15 protein-coding genes are annotated in these 15652 nt (G+C 59.6%); 8 read left to right on the forward strand and 7 right to left on the reverse strand.

Features of this window, described 5'->3' with window-relative positions:
* Positions 1–152: 152 nt before the first annotated feature.
* The gene (locus CKW18_RS30555) at positions 153–2495 is read left to right on the forward strand and encodes a hypothetical protein (protein WP_170947240.1); all 2343 of its coding nucleotides are present in this window, start codon (positions 153–155) and stop codon (positions 2493–2495) included.
* Between the two features lie 575 nt (positions 2496–3070).
* Entirely contained in the window at positions 3071–3436 is a 366-nt protein-coding gene (locus CKW18_RS12060) for a DUF6124 family protein (RefSeq protein ID WP_095189003.1), read from the forward strand.
* A gap of 86 nt (positions 3437–3522) precedes the next feature.
* Here the strand turns inward: CKW18_RS12060 and CKW18_RS12065 are convergent, their stop codons facing one another.
* The 4 genes from CKW18_RS12065 to CKW18_RS12090 all read right to left on the reverse strand — a co-directional run bounded on the left by CKW18_RS12065 (position 3523) and on the right by CKW18_RS12090 (position 7874).
* Positions 3523–4104 (reverse strand): DinB family protein, encoded by a 582-nt coding sequence (locus tag CKW18_RS12065; protein ID WP_095189004.1) that lies wholly within the window; start codon positions 4102–4104, stop codon positions 3523–3525.
* Between the two features lie 17 nt (positions 4105–4121).
* Positions 4122–5240, reverse strand: a complete 1119-nt coding sequence (zapE, locus tag CKW18_RS12070) for a cell division protein ZapE (protein ID WP_095189005.1) — start codon at positions 5238–5240, stop codon at positions 4122–4124.
* A 552-nt stretch (positions 5241–5792) separates the two neighbouring features.
* Complete coding sequence (gene speB / locus CKW18_RS12085) at positions 5793–6764, reverse strand: agmatinase (protein WP_095189006.1); 972 nt, start codon at positions 6762–6764, stop codon at positions 5793–5795.
* 18 nt (positions 6765–6782) lie between these two features.
* Positions 6783–7874, reverse strand: coding sequence for a polyamine ABC transporter substrate-binding protein (locus tag CKW18_RS12090; RefSeq protein WP_095189060.1), 1092 nt, complete (start codon positions 7872–7874; stop codon positions 6783–6785).
* Positions 7875–7973: 99 nt separating this feature from the next.
* Between CKW18_RS12090 and CKW18_RS12095 the strand changes: the two genes are divergently transcribed.
* The 4 genes from CKW18_RS12095 to CKW18_RS12110 all read left to right on the forward strand — a co-directional run bounded on the left by CKW18_RS12095 (position 7974) and on the right by CKW18_RS12110 (position 11654).
* Positions 7974–8867: a LysR family transcriptional regulator gene (locus tag CKW18_RS12095; protein ID WP_095189007.1), complete on the forward strand. Its 894-nt coding sequence runs from the start codon at positions 7974–7976 to the stop codon at positions 8865–8867.
* Between the two features lie 182 nt (positions 8868–9049).
* Positions 9050–10516, forward strand: coding sequence for a nucleobase:cation symporter-2 family protein (locus CKW18_RS12100; RefSeq protein WP_095189008.1), 1467 nt, complete (start codon positions 9050–9052; stop codon positions 10514–10516).
* A gap of 65 nt (positions 10517–10581) precedes the next feature.
* Complete coding sequence (locus CKW18_RS12105) at positions 10582–11055, forward strand: LEA type 2 family protein (RefSeq protein WP_095189009.1); 474 nt, start codon at positions 10582–10584, stop codon at positions 11053–11055.
* A 53-nt stretch (positions 11056–11108) separates the two neighbouring features.
* Positions 11109–11654, forward strand: coding sequence for a GNAT family N-acetyltransferase (locus tag CKW18_RS12110; RefSeq protein WP_095189010.1), 546 nt, complete (start codon positions 11109–11111; stop codon positions 11652–11654).
* Between the two features lie 114 nt (positions 11655–11768).
* Here the strand turns inward: CKW18_RS12110 and CKW18_RS12115 are convergent, their stop codons facing one another.
* The gene (locus tag CKW18_RS12115) at positions 11769–12692 is read right to left on the reverse strand and encodes a carbon-nitrogen hydrolase family protein (protein WP_095189011.1); all 924 of its coding nucleotides are present in this window, start codon (positions 12690–12692) and stop codon (positions 11769–11771) included.
* 84 nt (positions 12693–12776) lie between these two features.
* Here CKW18_RS12115 and CKW18_RS12120 point away from each other — a divergent pair, with 84 nt between their 5' ends.
* Entirely contained in the window at positions 12777–13691 is a 915-nt protein-coding gene (locus CKW18_RS12120; protein WP_095189012.1) for a LysR family transcriptional regulator, read from the forward strand.
* Positions 13692–13698: 7 nt separating this feature from the next.
* On the opposite strand, the gene CKW18_RS12125 is transcribed toward CKW18_RS12120, so the two are convergent.
* A complete protein-coding gene (locus CKW18_RS12125) occupies positions 13699–13953 on the reverse strand; it encodes a hypothetical protein (RefSeq protein WP_095189013.1) in 255 nt (84 codons plus the stop codon).
* Positions 13954–14107: 154 nt separating this feature from the next.
* On the opposite strand from CKW18_RS12125, the gene CKW18_RS12130 reads away from it, so the two are divergent.
* Positions 14108–14425 carry a YqjD family protein gene (locus CKW18_RS12130; protein WP_095189014.1) on the forward strand — a complete coding sequence of 106 codons (318 nt, stop codon included), beginning with the start codon at positions 14108–14110 and terminating at the stop codon, positions 14423–14425.
* A gap of 82 nt (positions 14426–14507) precedes the next feature.
* Here CKW18_RS12130 and CKW18_RS12135 read toward each other — a convergent pair whose 3' ends face one another.
* Positions 14508–15548, reverse strand: coding sequence for an Ldh family oxidoreductase (locus CKW18_RS12135; RefSeq protein ID WP_095189015.1), 1041 nt, complete (start codon positions 15546–15548; stop codon positions 14508–14510).
* Between the last annotated feature and the right edge of the window lie 104 nt (positions 15549–15652).

The following is a 15652-nucleotide window of genomic DNA, read 5'->3' on the forward strand; positions in this document are numbered from 1 at the left end:
CCGCAAAATATTCTGCACCACTGAGCGAGTTAACCACTCGTCCGGAAATGGCTCCTACCTGTCAACTTTGACAGTAGCCCGCTTGCCCCGCCTGATGTTTGATTAGCCCACTTCCCGAGCGCATTCGGGCTTCTCGCCTCCAGGAGCAAGTGATGGATATCCAGTCTTCCGTACTCAATGCATTGTTCGTGCTCTACCCGGTGATTATCCAAGGCTGGATCACTCCGGTGAAACCGGCAGGCATCGCCCACGGTGGAATTCCCCAAGTGCTTTACGACGGCCAGCTCCAAGGCCTGGAGTGCCTGATCGACCCCTGGCCTGAGTTACAACTGCAATCCTGGACCATGGCGGTCGATGATCGCGTGGATCTGTACATCAACGACAACACGACCCCCGTGACCGGTGTGACCGTCAAGCCGGGCGAAGAAGCGCTGCGTCAGCGTCTGTACATACCACACGGCTACCTTAGGCAGGGCGTCAACCGCCTGCATTACAAGGTCACCCGCGCCGGCGGTAACACCAGTGAAGACTCCCGTGACCTGCTGGTGCTCTATCACCTGCGTACGCCGGACAATCTGGATCTTGTCATCCCCGCAGACGTGATCAACGAAGGCGTCAGTGCCGAACGCGCAGCGCAAGGCGTGGAGTTCAGGTTCTTCTATAACAACCGGCGCCCATATGACCGCATCGAACTGCTGATAGGCGATACCCAGGTCGATTTCGATGTCCCCGATGGCAACGCACCGATCACTTACAAGCTGTTCACCGACACGTTTCTCGCAGCGGGCAATAACCCGAGTGCGGTGATCGAATACATTGTCACCGACCAGTTGGGCAACCCCAGCAAATCCCCGGAGAAGCGGCTGGACATTCATCTGGAAGCAGAGACGTTCGACAGCCCGATTTTGCGCGAACGCCTGAACGATCCGGGAGATGACCAAGCAATCGACCTGGAGAAACTGGCCGGCAATCCGCTGTTGGTCATTGTGCTGACCAGTGACGCACGTTGGCAGGTGGGCGACCTGATTTCCGTGACATATATCTGCAAAGTTACCGGCCAGCCTGACGTCGTGGTAACGCCGCCTGCCGGCACGGTGGAGGCGGACGAGTTCGGACAGAGAAAACCGTGTGTTGTTGAAGTGCCTAATGAGCACGTGATTGCTGACGGCGCTGTGACGGTGACTTACAAGGTGCACAGAGCCAATGGTGATGCGGTGGGGAGTTCCAGGGTTGCGCGGGCGCAGGTGATTGGCGAGGCGTTGCCGGCTGCAACATTGGTGTTCACCAATGGGCCGTATGAGGTTTTGGCTGGCAAAACGTTCGATGTCGGTTTGCTGCTAACGCGTGATGGCGTGCCGCAGGCGAATGTGGTGGTTACTCTGCGCCTTGCATCGGGATTCCAGTTTCCGGGTGGGGGTGGTGGTGAGCGTGATTTCATTACTGATGCCAAGGGGGTTGTAACTGTTACGGGGATTATTGCCTCGGGGACTGAGGGGGGGCATGAGTTGGTTGCAAAGAGTAAAGGGGCTAGTGATGTTGTGGCGCGGGTGGAGGTTTTGGCTGAGGGGCCTGTGGGTTATATCGATATGGGTAGTCCGCAATATAACATTGTTATAGCAGTTGACGGCCTGGTATATGTCGAGTGTGATAATACAATTGAGGTGATTGACTCGCGAACCAATCACGTAGTCGGCTCTATTGAAAAGGAAGACATTGAACGTTTCGCTCAAATGGTGATAACTCCAAACGGCGAAAAGATATATGCTATCAATTACGCCAAAGGCGTCATTGTTATTTCCACCATTACACGAAAAATCATAAAAAGAATCTCAATCACTGTGCCCGCCTTTCTAGCCATAAGCGAGGACGGAAGCCGAGTAGCTACTTATCGCCAAGGCGAATCGATTAAGATTATAAGCACATCTACAGACACAATCATTAAAGATTTTCTGCCAGCTCCGCCCCCCAGCGTTTATCTTATATTCAATCACGAAGGCACACAGCTTTATTGCCACACTAGACATCCAAGTAATTATGTTTTAGCTGCGCTCAATTCAGAAACAGGGAGGGTTATCAATTCGAAAACTTATCCAGCCTTCAACATAGCATACACAGCGCCACTTTTAAGTTCTGATGGGAGATACCTATATATTTTGGTGTCGGAGTTTAGACCGCCTGCCCCCGGCGGACTCATTTATGCGAGGATTGAGGAGTTGTCGGCCAGCTCTTTTCAATTGATGCGAAGTTTTAATCTCAGCTACACTTCCACAAACGCAGATCTATACCTAGTCGCCGCCCTTCCCGGCAGACTGATAATCACAAACAAAATAACCACAAAGGCTACACGCATCAACCTTCACTCCGGAAAAGAAGAAGGAGATCTTGAGATAGGCTATAGGGGATCAAGCAGGATGGTTTACACGCTAGACTATAAGCGCTTGTTTGCATGCAATTATAGTGGAAACCTTCTTAATGTGTTAGCTACCGGCGAATAGGAAAGCTCAAAGAAGGGAGCACGAATAAGGCGAGGAATAAGTGAAAGCATTTATTTAATCGCTTTTGCAGGTGATTGTGGAATTAGGGGACGCATTTATTTAATCGCGCTTGCGGTGGATCATTCAGCATTTAGGGTGACTGCCCCACCGCTTTCGCGAGCAAGCCCGCTCCCACAGGGGATTGTGGCAATTTCAAGTTTTCTGTCCGTAAACGTAATTCTGCAAGCGCGTTTAAATTACACAACCCGTTACGCCACAGAGCCTACAACGTCTTGCGCCGTTACCTACGCGTACGCCAGAATCCGCCGGCTTACACGGCTATGGGGTGGGCTATATCGTTTGCCTGTCACTGTAAAACAGTGATGGGGTTTGGTAGCCCGCGTCGAAACCGCCGTATCGTGTCACCGTATGCTGTCCCTTTTTGGGGCTCAGTTTTTATGGTGGTCATGCGTGGGGCTCATTCGTGAGCGCCGGGTTTCCCGTTTCGACCGGTCTACCAACCCACGTATGGCCACCACCCACTCGTTTGGTAGCGAGGGTGATGGCTCCTAATATTCGAAACTGGAGTTACACCTATGTTCAAAATCACACCAAACCCACCACACACCGATCCAATCCCCCACGACCCCGCGCTCAGCCCGCAAAAGGTCAAAGAGGCAACCGACCGCGCCCTCGACTACTACCTCAAGCCCGAAGACCTGGCAACTGCGCCAGCATCGCCCAGGTTTCGCCCTGTGTTCCTCGTCGACCCCACGCTGGATGACGAAGCCCTGCTGGTCGAGGCCTGCGAATCGCTTTCGTACGCCCATGCCATGGCCGGCAATATCGCCAACTCGGTGGGCGGCCCGGAGCGCAAACCGCTGCTGGCGCTGCAACAGGTGATCATGTTGAACGAACTGTTGGCCAATCGACTGCTGGATAAACTGCGTTTGCCTGAGTAGTCGCACGCTCCGCTGATATGCATTTGAGCGGGGTAATAGAGAGCCCGGGCACGTTTGCTGTCCGGGCTTTCACGAACTTGTGCTGTTCAATGCCCCCAGATCAGCGCTTCGGTCCAGCCCAGTTCAGCGAAATCCCCGGCACGTAATTGCGCCTCGCCCACGCAGAAAAACTCGTCCAGCTGCGGCGGTTTTATCCGGGTGTCGCTGAGCATCGCGTGCACCTGCCCGCGATGATGAAGCTGGTGCTCGAACAGATGCGAGAGTAGCCGCAGACGGCTGTCGTGTTGCGGTGTCTCGCGGGCGATGGTCACGACTCGACCGAGATCGGCATCGTGCATGTGTTCGCAATAGGCAATCAACCGCCGGTCAACGCGGGCCTGTTCTTCGCGCAACGGCGCAGCCTCGGTGAACGGCTCATCGGCGTGGAAAAACACATAGCAGTCAGGGTGCGGCTCGTCACCGCGCAACTCGCGCTCGAGCGCATCCACGTAGAACCAGTCGCAGGTGAGGATGTGGTTGAGGGTCCGTCGGAGGCTCGGAAAAAAGCTCACGCGCGGCGCTGCCAGTTCGGCGCCGTCGAGTTGCGTCCAGGCCTTGGCCAGTCGGTGATTGGCCCATGCGTTCTGATACGCCATGGTTAACAAGTGGCGGGATAGCGGTTGAATCATGTTCGCGCCCTCTTCGCTCAGTCTTGGGCAAAACGCTGTAACTGCATCTCCTGCAAGCGGCTGAGGGTGCGGCGGAACGGGAATTCCAGATAACCCTCGGTGTACAACGCGTCCATCGCTACTTGCGCCTCGATATACAGTGGCACCTTGCGGTCGTAGCACTCGTCGACCAGGGCTATGAAACGCCGCACACCGTCATCGTGGACCGACAACTGCGGCAGTTCCCGATCACCGGCCACCACCCGTTCGGCGCCGTCCTCGGTGCCACGGGCAATGCGTCCTTCGCGTTTCCTGGCGCTGAGGTTGGGCACCTCGCTCATCAGAATAGCCCGGTAGGTGTCGCACAGCGCGATGAAATCCATGGCGGCAAACGGTTGCTCACACAGATCAGCGTAACGACACCACAGCACTGACTCACTGGCCTGCACCACCTTCAACAGCCGATGGCCCACCGGCACCGGCTGCGCACTGACCGGCTGCCCCGCCGTCAGCGCCGCGAACACTTCACCGAGCGCGCAGGCCTGTTCGGCACTGGCGACAAAGTAGCGCTGCAGAGCCATGCCCGGATGCAGACGGTGATCTTCGGCCCCGTTCACCGCCACCACCTGCAGGTGGGCCTTGATCGCGGCAATCGCCGGCACAAAGCGGTCGCGATTGAAGCCGTCGGCGTAAAGATCGTCCGGCGGCAGGTTGGAGGTGCAGACCACCACCACGCCTTCGTCGAACATCACCTGAAAGAGGCGCCCGAGAATGATGGCATCGCCAATGTCGTTGACGAACAACTCATCGAAGCACAACACCCGCACCTCGGCCGCCAGCTCTTTGGCCAGCGCACGCAACGGATCGGCGATCCCGGTCAACTGGAACGAACGCTGATGCACCCAGCCCATGAAATGGTGAAAGTGCTGACGCCGTGCCGGCACCCGCAGGCTCTGATAGAACTGATCCATCAGCCAGGTCTTGCCGCGCCCGACCGGGCCCCACAGGTACACGCCGGTGACTGAACGGGCACCGGCGTGCAAGGCTTCGTGGCATTTTTGCAGCGCCCAGACGGCGTGTTCCTGAGCCTCATCCTGGATGAAACCGTTGTGCTCGATGGCGTGCTGCCAGGCACTTAGGGGGGAGTCGAAATTCATGCGCGGCAGTATGCACGATGCTCCCCGGCCAACACAAAACCCCGCCTGGAATGCAGATCTCCTGTGGGAGCGGGCTTGCTCGCGAAGGCGGTGTGTCATTCAACCATGATGTTGGCTGACCTGACGCCTTCGCGAGCAAGCCCGCTCCCACAGGGTTTATTCGGTGCTTTTGAGGTCGACTTTGTGCCGGGCGGCGTAGAGGCAAAGCATTTCCATGGCGAGGGTCGCAACACAAAACCCCGCCTGGAATGCAGATCTCCTGTGGGAGCGGGCTTGCTCGCGAAGGCGGTGTGTCATTCAACCATGATGTTGGCTGACCTGACGCCTTCGCGAGCAAGCCCGCTCCCACAGGGTCTATTCGGTGCTTTTGAGGTCGACTTTGTGCCGGGCGGCGTAAAGGCAAAGCATTTCCATGGCGAGGGTCGCAACACAAAACCCCGCCTGGAATGCAGGTCTCCTGTGGGAGCGGGCTTGCTCGCGAAGGCGGTGTGTCATTCAACCATGATGTTGGCTGACCTGACGCCTTCGCGAGCAAGCCCGCTCCCACAGGGTTTATTCGGTGCTTTTGAGGTCGACTTTGTGCCGGGCGGCGTAAAGGCAGAGGATTTCCATGGCGAGGGTCGCTGCGGCCAAGGAGGTGACTTCGGCGTGATCGTAGGCCGGCGCCACTTCCACCACGTCCATGCCCACCAGATTGATGCCGCGCAAGCCACTGAGAATCTCCAGCGCCTGCGCCGTGCTCAAGCCACCGCACACCGGGGTTCCGGTGCCAGGAGCGAAAGCCGGGTCGAGGCAGTCGATGTCGAACGTCAGGTACACCGGGTGATCGCCGACCCGTGCGCGAATCGCTTCGATAATCGCCTCGCAGCCGCGCCGATGGACCTGCCGTGCGTCGAGCACTTCAAAGCCCTGATGATCGTCATTGGTGGTGCGCAAACCGATCTGCACCGAACGCGCCGGATCGACCAGCCCTTCGCGCGCCGCATGCCAGAACATGGTGCCATGATCGACCCGTTTACCCTCCTCGTCCGGCCAGGTGTCGCTGTGCGCATCGAAGTGGATCAGCGACAGCGTGCCGTGTTTGCGCGCATGGGCCTTGAGCAGCGGATAGCTGATGAAGTGATCGCCACCGAAAGTCAGCATGGCGCTGCCGGAACTCAGGATGTGCTCGGCGTGGGCCTCGATGCTTTCCGGGATGGTGTGGGGCGAGCCGTAATCGAAATCGCAGTCGCCGTAATCGATCACCGCCAGATGATCGAACGGGTCAAATGCCCATGGCCAGTGGCGTTCCCAGGCAATCGCGCAAGACGCTGCGCGAATCCCCCGCGGCCCGAAGCGTGCGCCCGGGCGGTTGCTGGTGGCGGTGTCGAACGGCACGCCGCTGACTGCTACGTCGACACCGCGCAAGTCGCGGCTGTAGCGCCGGCGCATGAAACTGGTGATCCCGGCGTAGGTGCTTTCGGCTGCGGTGCCGTACAGGCTGTCACGGGTCATGGCCTGGTCGTTGAGCATGGGCTGATCCATCGGTGCGCTCCCTTGATGTTATTGATGGCTACGGAAAGTGGTCCACAGACGCGTGCGCTGGCGCATGTCCTTGAGGCTCATGCTGCGATCGGCGTAAAGCCGCTCGCGCACCGCGGTCGGCGGGAAAATGTCGGGATCGCTGCGCACCGCTTCATCCACCAGCGGTGTCGCGGCCTGGTTGGCGGTGGCGAAAAACAGCGTGTTGGTCAGTTCGGCCACCGAGTCTGGGCGCAGCATGAACTCGATAAACGCCCGCGCCGCTTCGGGATGCGGTGCATCCTTGGGGATCGCCAGGTTGTCCTGCCAGATCAGCGTGCCTTCCTTGGGAATGCGATAGGCGACTTCATACGGTTTGCTGGCCTTGCGCGCCTGATCGGCGGCCATGCTCGCATCACCGTTGTAGGTCAACGCCAGACACACGTTGCCGCTGGCCAGATCATTGATCTGCCGACCCGTGGCGACATACAGCACCGACGGCTGCAGTTTGTGCAACAACGCCTCGGCAGCGGCCAGATCCTGCTTGTCGCTGCTGTAGGGATCTTTACCGAGGTAGTGCAGCGCCAGACCGATGACTTCCTGCGGCGAATCGAGAATGGCGATGCCGCAATCCTTGAGCTGGCTGGCGTATTCAGGCTTGAACAACAAATCCAGGCTGTTCAGCGGCACGTCCGGCAGGCGCTGTCTGACCGCCTCGACGTTCATGCCCAGACCGAGCGTGCCCCACGTATACGGCACACCGTAGCGATTGCCCGGATCGACAGCGGCGAGTTTCTCCAACAGGTCCGGGTCGAGATTGGCGTAGCCCTTGAGCCCGTCATGGGGAATTTCTTGCAGCGCGCCCGCCGCCAGGCCGCGGGCCAACACACTGGAAGACGGCACAACCACGTCGTAACCGCTGCCGCCGGTGAGCAGCTTGGTTTCGAGCACCTCGGAGGTATCGAAGGTGTCGTAGCGCACGTGGGTGCCGGTTTCCTGTTCGAACCGCTGCAGGATTTGCGGCGGCACGTAATCAGCCCAGCTATAGAGATTGAGGGTTTTGTCCTCGGCCTGAGCATTGATAACCACGGACAGCAGAAGCGCGGGGAAACACAGCTTGAACACGGGAGCCATGACGAACACCTGACCGGAGGAAGTGGTGGCAGGATGCGCGCTCGGATACATTGGCAAAATACCAAGTTTATTAACCTGACTTTATCGCGGAGTAATGTGATGCTCGGGCAGCTTCACGATGTCGATCTGCAACTGCTGCGCCTGTTCGTGCGGGTGGTCGAGTGCGGCGGTTTCAGCGCTGCGCAAGGCGAACTTGGCCTGAGCCAATCAAGCATCAGCCAGCAAATGGCCAAACTGGAAACACGTCTGGGCTATCGCCTGTGCAGCCGTGGCAAGGGCGGTTTCAGCGTGACGCCCAAGGGTGAGCAATTGTTGATCGCTATTCGCACGCTGTTCGAATCAATTGAAACCTTCCGTCATCAATCCAACGGTGTCGTCGGGCGTTTGATGGGTGAGGTGCGTCTGGGGATTTCCGAGGCGGTTGACCAATCGGTGCTGCAACGGATAGCCGAGGCGATCCGCCGTTTCCGTGAGCGTGACGAATCCGTGCGTATCGAGTTGATCAGCGCCATGCCCGGCGAGATGGAACGTTTGCTGTTGCAACAGCGACTGGATCTGGCGATCGGTTATTTCTCGCAGGTGCAGAGCGCGTTCGACTACCGCCAGTTGTTCAGTGAAACCCAGCATTTGTACTGCGCGCCGGGCCATCCGTTGTTTACCGACGACGCGCCCAGTGATGCGGCGCTAGAAGTCTGTGACCGGGTCGATCATCCGTATCGGTTTCTGCGTTTTGATGAGCCGTTTCAGGGCAAGCACTGCTCGGCGCGTTCGGAGCAGGTCGAGGGCACGCTGGCGTTTATTTTGTCAGGCAAACATGTCGGTTATCTGCCGGAACACTATGCGCGTGGCTGGCAGGAGAAAGGGTTGTTACGGCCCGTGCGCGAAGGCGAGTTGAGTTTTGAAGTGGCGTTTCACCTGGCCCGGCATCGGGCGCAGGTACCCGGGGATGCACAGAAGGCATTTGAAGAGGATTTACTGGCTGCGTTCGCTTGAAGATCAAAAGATCGTCCGAACGCGGCCCGAGCCTTCGCCAGCGCCTACAGATGGATAAACCTTCCCCGCCCAGTAAAACCTGACCTTTCAGGCAGTTTTATTGCGTTGCCCTCGCCGCCCTCTTCCGGCATTCTGCGCCTCCATTTTCTGACCCGGCCCCGCCTCACGGCACGCAAATCACCATGACCGCCTCTGAAAAAGCCCCGCGCAACAACGATCTGATCTACGGCCTCAACGACCGTCCGCACCTGACCGCCACCGTGTTTGCCGCGCTGCAACACGTGTTGGCAAGCTTCGTCGGCATCATCACCCCGACCCTGATCATGGGCGGCGCTCTTGGTCTGCAAAGCGAAATTCCGTACCTGATCAGCATGGCGCTGTTTGTGTCCGGCCTCGGCACGTTCGTGCAGGCCAAGCGCTTCGGCCCGGTGGGTTCAGGGTTGTTGTGCCTGCAAGGTACGAGTTTTTCCTTTATCAGCGTGATTCTCAGCGCCGGTTTCATGGTCAAGGCACGCGGTGGCGGCACCGACGAAATCCTTTCGACGATCTTCGGCGTGTGTTTCTTCGCCGCGTTCATTGAAGTGGTGCTCAGCCAGTTCATCGGCAAACTGCGCATGCTGATCACCCCGGTGGTCACCGGCACCATCATCACGCTGATGGGCCTGTCGCTGATCAAAGTGGCGATGACCGACATTGCCGGCGGTTTCGGCGCGGCGGATCTGGGCGCGGCCAGCCATATCTTCCTCGCCGCACTGGTGATCGGCACCATCGTTGTGCTGAACCGCGTCGACGTGCCGTTTCTGCGTCTGGGCGCGATCGTCATCGGCCTGACCCTCGGCTATGTCGTCGCATGGCTGATGGGCACGGTGGATTTCGCTTCAATGCCAGAGGTGCCGCTGGTCAGTGTGCCGGTGCCGTTCAAGTACGGCTTCAACTTCGACTGGGTGGCGTTCGTGCCGGTGGCGGTGATTTTCCTCGTGTCGCCACTGGAAGCCGCCGGTGACCTGACTGCCAACTCGATGATCTCCCGACAACCGGTCAAAGGCCCGCTGTATATCCGCCGGATCAAATCCGGACTGCTCGCTGACGGCCTCAACTCGGCGATGGCGGCGGTGTTCAACAGCATGCCGATGGTGACCTTCGCGCAGAACAACGGCGTCATTCAGCTTACCGGCGTGGCCAGCCGCTACGTGGCGTTCTTCATCGCCGGTCTGCTGGTGATATTGGGGTTGTTCCCGATGATTGGCGCAGTCTTGCAACTGATGCCGAAACCGGTGCTCGGTGGCGCCGAACTGGTGATGTTCGGCACCGTGGCCGTGGCCGGGATCAAGATCCTCGCCGAAGCCGGTCTGCATCGGCGCAACATGCTGATCGTGGCGATATCGCTCGGCATGGGCCTGGGCATCGCCGCGGTGCCGGAAGTGCTGCGTGAACTGCCGCAAGCGCTGCGTAACATCTTCGAATCGCCGATCACCGTCGGCGCGTTGTGCGCTATCGTGCTGAACATCTTCCTGCCGGAAGAATTCATTGAGCTGGAAGAGGACGACTTCGACCCGGAAGCCTCTATCCTTCAGGTCATGGAAAACCCCGATGTGCCGGCCAAAGCTGAACCTGCCTCGCCGGCAGCGGTCGCACAGTTGAACCGCTAACCGCTGCGCCTGCGAAAAAGGGCTGAGCCGGCAACGGTTCAGCCCTTTTTTTTGAGAGAGTGTTTATGCGCCGTTTGCACGCCGTCGTTCTGTCACTGCTTATGTTGTCCCTCAGTGCCTGTGCGCTGTTTCCCAATCGTGATCCGGTGAATATCAATGTGGTCGGCATCGAGCCGTTGACCAGCCAGGATCTGGAAGTGCGCTTCGCCATCAAACTGCGCGTGCAGAACCCCAACGAAACCGCCATCGACTACAACGGCATTGCCCTGGATCTGGAAGTCAACGGCCACCCCCTGGCCTCGGGCGTCAGCGATCAGAGCGGCACCATCGGGCGTTTCTCCGAAAGCGTGGTCAGCGTGCCGGTGAGCGTTTCCGCGTTCTCGGTATTGCGCCAGACCCTTGGCCTGAGCCAGACGCAAACCCTCGACAACCTGCCTTACGTGCTGCGTGGCAAACTCGCCGGCGGGCTGTTCGGCACCCTGCGGTTCACCGACAGCGGCAAACTCAGCCTGCCCAAGGCCAGCGCCGCGACCTGGTAAAAATGCGTTAGCTTCGCACGTCTACCGAAGACACTCATGGAGGACGCTGGTTTATGGACGAGACACCGACGTTGCACACCGAACGGCTGATTCTGCGCCCCTTGGAACTGGCGGATGCCGAGGCGGTACAGCAACGCTTTGCGCACTGGGAAGTGGTGCGTTATCTGAACGCCGCCGTGCCATGGCCGTACCCGGAAGATGGCGCCCTTACCTATCTGCGGGACATTGCGCTCCCGGCCGTCGCGGCCGGCAAGGAGTGGCATTGGTCGATTCGTCTGCAATCGGCACCTGAGCAGTTGATCGGTAATATCAGCCTGATGGATCAACCGGACAACCACCGGGGCTTCTGGCTGGCGCCCGAGTGGCGAGGTCAGGGCCTGATGACCGAGGCCAGTACGGCCGTTACCGATTACTGGTTCGAAACCCTCGACCGCCCACTGATGCGGGTGCCGAAAGCGGCGCCGAATATCGGCTCGCGCAAACTCTCCGAGCGCGCGGGGATGCGCCTGATTCGCACCGATGAAGCCGATTTCGTCAGCGGCCGACTGCCTCGGGAAATCTGGGAAATCAGCCGCGAAGAATGGCTGCAAAAACCTTAATCTCTGGCACAACACAATTCCAATGTGGGAGCGAGCCTGCTCGCGAATGCGGTAGCACATTCAACATTGATATTGGCGGACCCAACGCTTCGCGAGCAGGCTCGCTCCCACAGGTTATGGGTGGAAACGCACTCCCGGTCTGGCGCGTTCGTCGACGCTGAGTTCGAACACATCCGGGCGCGCATAGTGGCCGACCACGTCGTAATCGTAGCGAGCGCGGATCAATTCGTCGGTATCGATTTCAGCCGTGAGCAACCCCGCCTCCCCGCGCAACGGCCCCGCCAGCAAATCGCCCATCGGCCCGACGATTACACTGCCTCCGGCAATCAACGGCCGATCCGCCGGCCAGTTGGCCACTTCCACCCCCAACTCCTTCGGCGACGCCTGCACCTGACAGGCGCTGACCACAAAGCAACGACCCTCATGGGCGATGTGGCGCATGCTGACCTGCCACATTTCACGTTCATCCACGGTCGGCGCACACCAGACTTCAATACCCTTGGCGTACATCGCCGTGCGCAACAGCGGCATCATGTTTTCCCAGCACACCACCGCGCCCAGCTTGCCGACCTGCGTGTCGAGCACCGGCAGCGTCGAGCCATCGCCCTTGCCCCAGATCAGCCGTTCAGTGCCGGTGGGCATCAGTTTGCGATGCTTGGCGAGCAGACCGGCCTGTGGGTCGAAGTAAAGCGCCGTGCAGTACAAGGTGCTGCCGGCGCGCTCGATCACGCCGATCACCAGATTGGCTCCGGTGCGTACCGACAGCCCGGCCAGCGCGTCGGTTTCCGCGCCCGGCACGTCAATGGCATTGGCGAAATACCGCGCAAACGCTTCGCGACCTTGCGGCAAGCGGTAACCCAGCTGCGTGCCAAACCCCTCACCTTTCGGATAACCGCCGAGCAGCGCTTCCGGCATCACCACCAGCGCCGCGCCGGACTCGATGATTGCCGGTTCCCAGCTCAGAATCTGTTCCAGGGTTTCGCCTTTACCGCCGGGCAACGCACCGATTTGCAGGGCGGCAACAATTGATTTGGGCATCGCGTTCACTCCATCCGATTCAAGTGTTGCCGATTCTCCGGCGCCACGGGATCATGAATAAAGCCCCGCTCACTACTGAATGATATGAGCCAAATGAATATCGCCACGGTCGACCTCAACTTGCTGAAAGTCTTCGAAGCCCTGCATGAGGAATCCAGCGCCAGCCGCGCCGCGTTGCGCCTGGGCGTGACGCAATCGGCGGTCAGTGCGGCATTGCGCCGTTTGCGTGAGGTTTACGGTGATCAATTATTCGTGCGTACCGGACGCGGTCTGGCCCCGACGCTCAAGGCCAATCAACTGAAACCGGTGATCAGCGAGGCGCTGAACAAGTGCCGGCAAAGCCTGGCGATGGTCGATCCGGCCGCCAATCAGTACGACGGCCGTTCAGTCACTGTTGGCCTGTCAGATGATTTCGAAATCGCCTACGGTCGCCGTCTGATTGAGGAAATCGCCCGCCGCGTACCGAAGCTGCGGCTGATCTTGCGCCAGACTCACAGCCAGATCGTCGCCCGTGCGTTGATGGAGCGCAGCATCGACCTGGCGATCACCGCCGGCGGGTTTGCCGAACGCATGCTCAGTCGTCAGGTATTGGGTGAAGGCGGTTATGCGTGCCTGGTCGATCCGGCGAGCCTGGCGCCCGGCCAGCAACAGATGGATCTGGAGGAGTTCGTCGCCCGCGAGCACCTTCTGGTGTCGTCCGGCGGTTTTATCGGCATTACCGATGAGGGGCTGGCGGCGGTCGGGTTGAGCCGTCGGGTTTGCGCCTCGACCACGCACTTTGCCGCATTGCCCTGGCTGCTCAAGGGCAGTCAGGCGGTCGCGACGATTCCAGCGCATGCCGCCGAGTGCATTGCCGCGCTCAGCGGACTGACGCTGCTACCCTGCCCGCTGGCCTTGCCGCGCTACCCGATCGAACTGGGCTGGCGCACCAATACACAGATCGATCCGGTGGTGGTCAAGGTACGCGAGGCCATCGCCGCTTGCTTCAGCGCGAACTGAAACGCTGTTACTTGCTGGCCGCCATCAAGCGATTGACTTCACTGCGCACCATGTTGGCGAACTCCGGTGGCGACATGCCGTCGAGTTCCGCGCGGACCCACTCGGCCCACTTGCCCTTGCGCTTGGCGCGCTCGCCGAACAAACGCGCGGCTTCGCCTTTGGCTTTGCCCAGATTGTTCTGCCAGAGTTCGAACAGACGGGATTTCTCGTCTTCCAGAGCGGCGCGCTCGGCGAGGGATTTGTCGGCCAGATTGAAACTCATGGGGAATTATCCTGCTGCGTAAAATGGCGACATCTTACACGCTCGACGGAAATCTCCCGCGCAGGTTTTTATTTCTGACCTAAATTCAGTGCAACTTTTCACAAAGCGCCACACTCCATTGATCACTGTCCATTCAACTGCAAGGAGTCACCCAATGGCCCGGAAATCCGCCGTGCAAGCCGCCGAAGACCAAATCAAGGATCAAGCCTTCAGCGAACTTCAGGCCCTGATCGAAGAGTCCGACAAACTGCTCAAGAGCAGCGCCTCACTGGTCGGCGAGGAAGCGGAAACCCTGCGCGGGCAAATCGCCCTGAAGCTGCAACAGGCGCTGGATTCGGTTTCCAGCGTGCGCGACCGCACCAAACCCGCTGTCGAGGCCACCGAAAGCTACATCGGCGGCCATCCTTGGCAGACCGTGGCGATCTCGGCCGGCTTCGGTCTGGTGGTCGGCTTGTTGCTGGGTCGTCGTTAAGCACATCGGCTTAAAGCACCGCACCGAAACAACTGCGGCGAGGGAGCAAGCGCTCTCGCCGCCCGCTTTCAGCTGCCTTGGTTCACGAAGCAGCCAATTCGCGCAATTGCGCCAGCGTTTGTTCATCCAGCACAATCCCCTCAGCCAGCGATCTGGCCCGCTGCAAATGCCGTCGATCGCCCGGCAAACGCTTCAGGCCCACGCCGTGCATCTGCCGCACCAGTTCCTGACTGCGCTCGGCGAAACTCTGCCCGGCGGCCTTGTCCGGATCGATGACAATCAATAACTGCCCGGTCCACGGTGTTTTCGCTCCGGGATGATTGTTCCAGTCAAATTCAAAGGAAAAATTGCCCCCGGTCAGCGCAGCGGCGAGCAGTTCGACCATCATCGACAGGGCCGACCCCTTGTGCCCGCCAAATGGCAGCAGTGCCCCGCCCTCAAGAATCGCCTTGGGATCCTGAGTCGGCTGGCCGAGGCTGTCCACGCCCATTCCGGCGGGCAAGCGCTCACCCTTGCGCGCGGCGATCTGCACGTCGCCATGGGCGATCGCGCTGGTGGCCAGGTCGAAGACTATCGGTGCGCCGCCGGCCCGGGGCGCGGCAAAGGCAATCGGGTTGGTGCCGAACAACGGCCGATCAGCGCCGTGCGGCACCACGCAGGTCATGCTATTGACCACGCTCAGCGCCACCAGCCCCTCTTCGGCAAACGGCTCGACATCCGGCCAGAGCGCCGCAAAGTGGTGGGAGTTACGAATCGCCAGCACGGCGATGCCGGCGCTGCGCGCCTTTTCAATCAACAACGGTCGAGCCGCCGCCAGCGCAGGTTGAGCAAAACCGTTGCCGGCATCGACGCGGACAAACCCCGATGCCACGTCTTCAACCTGCGGCACAGCGCAGCCATTGACCCAGCCGCTGTTCAGGGTCGAGACGTACCCGGGAATCCGGAACACCCCGTGACTGTGGGCTCCGTCGCGCTCGGCGTTGGCGCAATTGGCCGCCAGCGAACGGGCGACCTCGGCAGACGTGCCATGCTTGAGAAAAATCGTTTCGAGCAGATGGGTCAGCGCTTCAAGTGACAAGGTGGACGAAACAGCAGCAGGAACAGGATCGTGTGGCGCAGACATCTGAAGCTCCAGAATGATTATTGGAGGGAACAACAGCGTACGGACAACCGCCCACCGATTAACCATGGCATGCCGGTCGTCTGTCAACCCTGGAGTCGGGCATT

The sequence above is a fragment of the Pseudomonas sp. Irchel 3E19 genome (genome assembly GCF_900187585.1).
Taxonomy (GTDB): domain Bacteria; phylum Pseudomonadota; class Gammaproteobacteria; order Pseudomonadales; family Pseudomonadaceae; genus Aquipseudomonas; species Aquipseudomonas baetica.

Excerpts from the sequence above, each read along its gene's own strand:
- CKW18_RS30555 (WP_170947240.1), top strand. The coding sequence starts at position 153 with ATGGATATCCAGTCTTCCGTACTCAATGCATTGTTCGTGCTCTACCCG.
- CKW18_RS12060 (WP_095189003.1), top strand. The coding sequence starts at position 3,071 with ATGTTCAAAATCACACCAAACCCACCACACACCGATCCAATCCCCCAC.
- CKW18_RS12065 (WP_095189004.1), bottom strand. The coding sequence starts at position 4,104 with ATGATTCAACCGCTATCCCGCCACTTGTTAACCATGGCGTATCAGAAC.
- zapE (WP_095189005.1), bottom strand. The coding sequence starts at position 5,240 with ATGAATTTCGACTCCCCCCTAAGTGCCTGGCAGCACGCCATCGAGCAC.
- speB (WP_095189006.1), bottom strand. The coding sequence starts at position 6,764 with ATGGATCAGCCCATGCTCAACGACCAGGCCATGACCCGTGACAGCCTG.
- CKW18_RS12090 (WP_095189060.1), bottom strand. The coding sequence starts at position 7,874 with ATGGCTCCCGTGTTCAAGCTGTGTTTCCCCGCGCTTCTGCTGTCCGTG.
- CKW18_RS12095 (WP_095189007.1), top strand. The coding sequence starts at position 7,974 with ATGCTCGGGCAGCTTCACGATGTCGATCTGCAACTGCTGCGCCTGTTC.
- CKW18_RS12100 (WP_095189008.1), top strand. The coding sequence starts at position 9,050 with ATGACCGCCTCTGAAAAAGCCCCGCGCAACAACGATCTGATCTACGGC.
- CKW18_RS12105 (WP_095189009.1), top strand. The coding sequence starts at position 10,582 with ATGCGCCGTTTGCACGCCGTCGTTCTGTCACTGCTTATGTTGTCCCTC.
- CKW18_RS12110 (WP_095189010.1), top strand. The coding sequence starts at position 11,109 with ATGGACGAGACACCGACGTTGCACACCGAACGGCTGATTCTGCGCCCC.
- CKW18_RS12115 (WP_095189011.1), bottom strand. The coding sequence starts at position 12,692 with ATGCCCAAATCAATTGTTGCCGCCCTGCAAATCGGTGCGTTGCCCGGC.
- CKW18_RS12120 (WP_095189012.1), top strand. The coding sequence starts at position 12,777 with ATGAGCCAAATGAATATCGCCACGGTCGACCTCAACTTGCTGAAAGTC.
- CKW18_RS12125 (WP_095189013.1), bottom strand. The coding sequence starts at position 13,953 with ATGAGTTTCAATCTGGCCGACAAATCCCTCGCCGAGCGCGCCGCTCTG.
- CKW18_RS12130 (WP_095189014.1), top strand. The coding sequence starts at position 14,108 with ATGGCCCGGAAATCCGCCGTGCAAGCCGCCGAAGACCAAATCAAGGAT.
- CKW18_RS12135 (WP_095189015.1), bottom strand. The coding sequence starts at position 15,548 with ATGTCTGCGCCACACGATCCTGTTCCTGCTGCTGTTTCGTCCACCTTG.